Source organism: Clostridium sp. CAG:43, assembly GCF_000434655.1.
Taxonomy (GTDB): domain Bacteria; phylum Bacillota; class Clostridia; order Lachnospirales; family Lachnospiraceae; genus Otoolea; species Otoolea fessa.
The window spans coordinates 1-3,308 of the sequence record NZ_FR894971.1 but is presented as its reverse complement, the minus strand read 5'-3'; the positions used below and the strand labels follow the sequence as shown (position 1 = coordinate 3,308).

Here is a 3,308-nt window from a genome sequence, read left to right as displayed (position 1 = left end):
AGGATTCCCGCTTATTGTCCTAAAGCAAATACATATTTTTAACAAAATCGATATTCATAAATCAAACAAGACAAACGTATGTATTTCGTTTCAGTACATCCAAATTTATCGAGACGGCTCCACTTTCTCAGCCGGCCAGGATTTTCTCAGTGCCGCATAGGAAACCAGAAAGTTGGCAAGCCATCCTGCCGGCACGGCAAGCCAAACAAAATTAATGCCAAAACGCGGTGCACCGATCAACGCCACGGACAGGCGGATCGCAAGATTTACCATGTTGGCAACGAGGAATGGCCGCATGATTCCGAGTCCGCGAAGGACTCCATCGGTCGCCATTTTAATTCCCATAAAAATAAAGAAGTAACCAAGCCATCTCATATAATCCCCAGACACCTGATAAGCCAGGGCGGTTCCGTCTTTTCCAAGGAACAGTGATGAAATCTGCGTGTGCAGCGTTTCAATGACAAGGAAAGCAAGCGCCGCAAAACACACATCCAGCACCAATGCTGCGTGGTAGCCTTTTTTGATGCGCTGGGTTTTGTTTGCGCCAAGATTCTGGGAAACAAATGGGGAAACCGCATTGCCGATGGACACAAAAATCAGGGAAAAAACATTCTCCACACGCATCGTTGCCGCGTATCCGGCGAGTGCCTGTGTGCCAAAAGGATTTACCACCGCCTGTACGATCATCATACCGATGGATACGGTAGACTGCTGAAGAACCGACGGAACAGCAATCCGAAGCATCGAGCGCAGCTCCTGTCCCTCAAACCAGGCAAAGATACTCTTATACCGCCGCATCCGGTAAAAGAAAATCAAAAGTGAAAACACAGCCGAAATGCCCTGTGCGATCAAAGTTGCAAGCGCCGCACCGAACACGCCAAGTCCCAGACCGGCTACCATCCAAAGATCCATTACAATATTCAGGATTGATGAAAAGATCAGAAGTCCCAACGGAATTTTTGATTCACCGATGGAAGTGAACATGGTAGAGAGAATATTGTACATGAACAAAAACGGAAAGCCCACAAAATAGACCCGCAAGTACAGCACTGCTTCCTCCAGAATATCGGCAGGAGTCTGTAATCCGCTCATCATCGCATGGGAAAAACAAAAGCCAAAGACACCAAGGATGATGCCCAGCAGCAAAAAGCTAATCAGTGATGTAGACACAATCGTTTTCATTTTTCCATACTCTTTGGCACCGAAATAGCGGCTCACAAGCACACCTGCACCAGCACCGGCCCCCAGTGCCACACAAATGAAAACATTCGTCAGCGCTGCACAGGCGCCAACCGCCGCCAGTGCGGAGGAACCCACAAACTGACCGACGATAATGGAGTCCGCCATATTGTATACCTGCTGAAAAAAACTGCCGAGAATCATCGGCATTGCAAAAACCGTCAACGCTTTCAGCGGCGCATCGGTAATCAAATACTCATCTTTTGACATGATCCTATTCCTCCACAACTTCCTGCTTTTTACCCGAAAGCACGAACTTAGCAAGTACGATCCGTAATTCGTGTACAAAAATTCCGGCAAAACCAAAACAGGGTCCAGAAATAATTGGCATAACATTGTTAATTCGTTTCATAATTTCACTCATTCACTTTCTGCGCCACAGTTGCAGCTATGGTTATCCGGTGCCTCCATTGCCTTTTACTGTGTTCAGCAGCTGCTGGGAATGTATGTGTACCCAGCATAATATTTATATAAACCGCCAGTTTTTCTGTCTATTTATATTATAATCTATCTTCCATTTAAGATACAATCATTATACACAAAAAAGCTCCGCCTATATTTTAGTATAGGCGAAGCTTCCTAATTCTAACTCCTAATCCTCCATATTTTCTCTTCTCAATAGCTCAAACAATGTCAGCAGTCCCTCACACAAAACAGGATCCAGAACCGGAATTCCTACTGTCTTTTCGATGGAGGGAGCAATACGGATACTGGACATTCCTGTACAGCTAAGGGCAATCACATCGGCACCCATCTCTTTCTGCGCAGCCGCTGCTTTCATGGTGGCTTCATATCCTCTGTCTGTCATCAAATCCAGGACATTTTCTACCCCATCTCCCTTTGCATTGTCTACAATCCGATCACCGAATATCCGCTGATATCCTGACGGTACATCTTCGGTAATCCCCAACACAGCCGGATGACTGCCAAAAACAGACTCAACGCTGCAGTACTGGATCCCGCTCCTATAACCGGAATCGGTACAGCCTGTCTTGCCTCCGGAACTCCCGGATCACCGGCACAGCTGATAATAATAGCCTGACAGCCTTCCTTCCACAGTTCCACTGCAAGATTCACCACCTTAGGTACACCTACAGCGAATGTTTCATCGTCATGAATTCCCTCCGGTTGTTCCGGAATACATCGTGACACCACCTGGAACATAGGGAAATACGATTCTATCAGCTTTCCATGCAGCTGCAGCAATTCCTCGTCCTCTGTGGTCAGCACCCGAATCAGACCAACTTTATAAGTTTTCATATTATATGTTCCTTCTCTCTTGGTTCCCTAAAAATAATTTCATGAGCAAAATACTCAGGCAGCAATTGGAATATCTCCTTAAATCTGGAAAACTCCATCTAACATAACTAGCTTGTCATCCAAATACAATGTGGGATTCTTAATAATTCCGTCCATATGGCAGTCTGCCTGATTATTTCCTCCAAATCCCACGTTAGTACCAAAGGCAATATGAACTGTTTGATAAGCTTTCTCATCCTCCAGAATAACGCCGATCAGTCTGGCCGCATAGTTGGTTCCAATGCCCAGTTCACACAGAGTGGCATTGTTCCTATTTCTCAAGAGAATCTCCAGTTTCTCTGCTTCTTTTCCTTGGATGCTTTGAAGAACCCCGTCCTTCACTTTCACTTCCAAAGGCTGTTCTAATAAACCGATTCCAACCATAGATCCATCAATCACCATCGTACCATTTGCTCCTGTCTCTATCGGAGCTATGTAGGACTCTCCGGAAGGAAGATTTCCCGCCTGCCCCTTTTCCCGATAGACACCAGGGCTAGATACTCCACGCCGTCCCCGAAGATCCAGCGTTAAAACATGTCCATCTTTCTCTATGCGGGCTGTATTGGCATTCGTCAATAAATCAGTCACCTGCTCTGTAAGTGCCATAACACGACTGTAATCTGCAGTCATAGCCCCCATGGCAAACATTTCCTCCGTGATTCCCGGCATTGTAGCAATCCTTGCTCCAGCTTCCGCTGCCTCAATTTTGGCTCGTGTATGCGTAATCGATGTTTTCATGGGGCAAATTACCACATCCGCCGCTTTCATGG

Annotated in this window: 4 protein-coding genes; all 4 read right to left on the bottom strand. The window is 46.2% G+C overall.

Annotated elements, in window-relative coordinates:
* Positions 1-105: 105 nt before the first annotated feature.
* Positions 106-1,449, bottom strand: coding sequence for an MATE family efflux transporter (locus QVO97_RS00070; RefSeq protein WP_022358418.1), 1,344 nt, complete (start codon positions 1,447-1,449; stop codon positions 106-108).
* A gap of 382 nt (positions 1,450-1,831) precedes the next feature.
* On the bottom strand, positions 1,832-2,047 hold the full coding sequence (locus QVO97_RS00065; protein WP_288188436.1) for an aspartate/glutamate racemase family protein: 216 nt from the start codon (positions 2,045-2,047) through the stop codon (positions 1,832-1,834).
* Positions 2,048-2,088: 41 nt separating this feature from the next.
* The gene (locus QVO97_RS00060) at positions 2,089-2,499 is read right to left on the bottom strand and encodes an aspartate/glutamate racemase family protein (protein ID WP_022358416.1); all 411 of its coding nucleotides are present in this window, start codon (positions 2,497-2,499) and stop codon (positions 2,089-2,091) included.
* A gap of 78 nt (positions 2,500-2,577) precedes the next feature.
* Positions 2,578-3,308, bottom strand: a 731-nt coding sequence (locus QVO97_RS00055) for an aminopeptidase (protein WP_288188434.1), incomplete at its 5' end; no start/stop codon positions are given.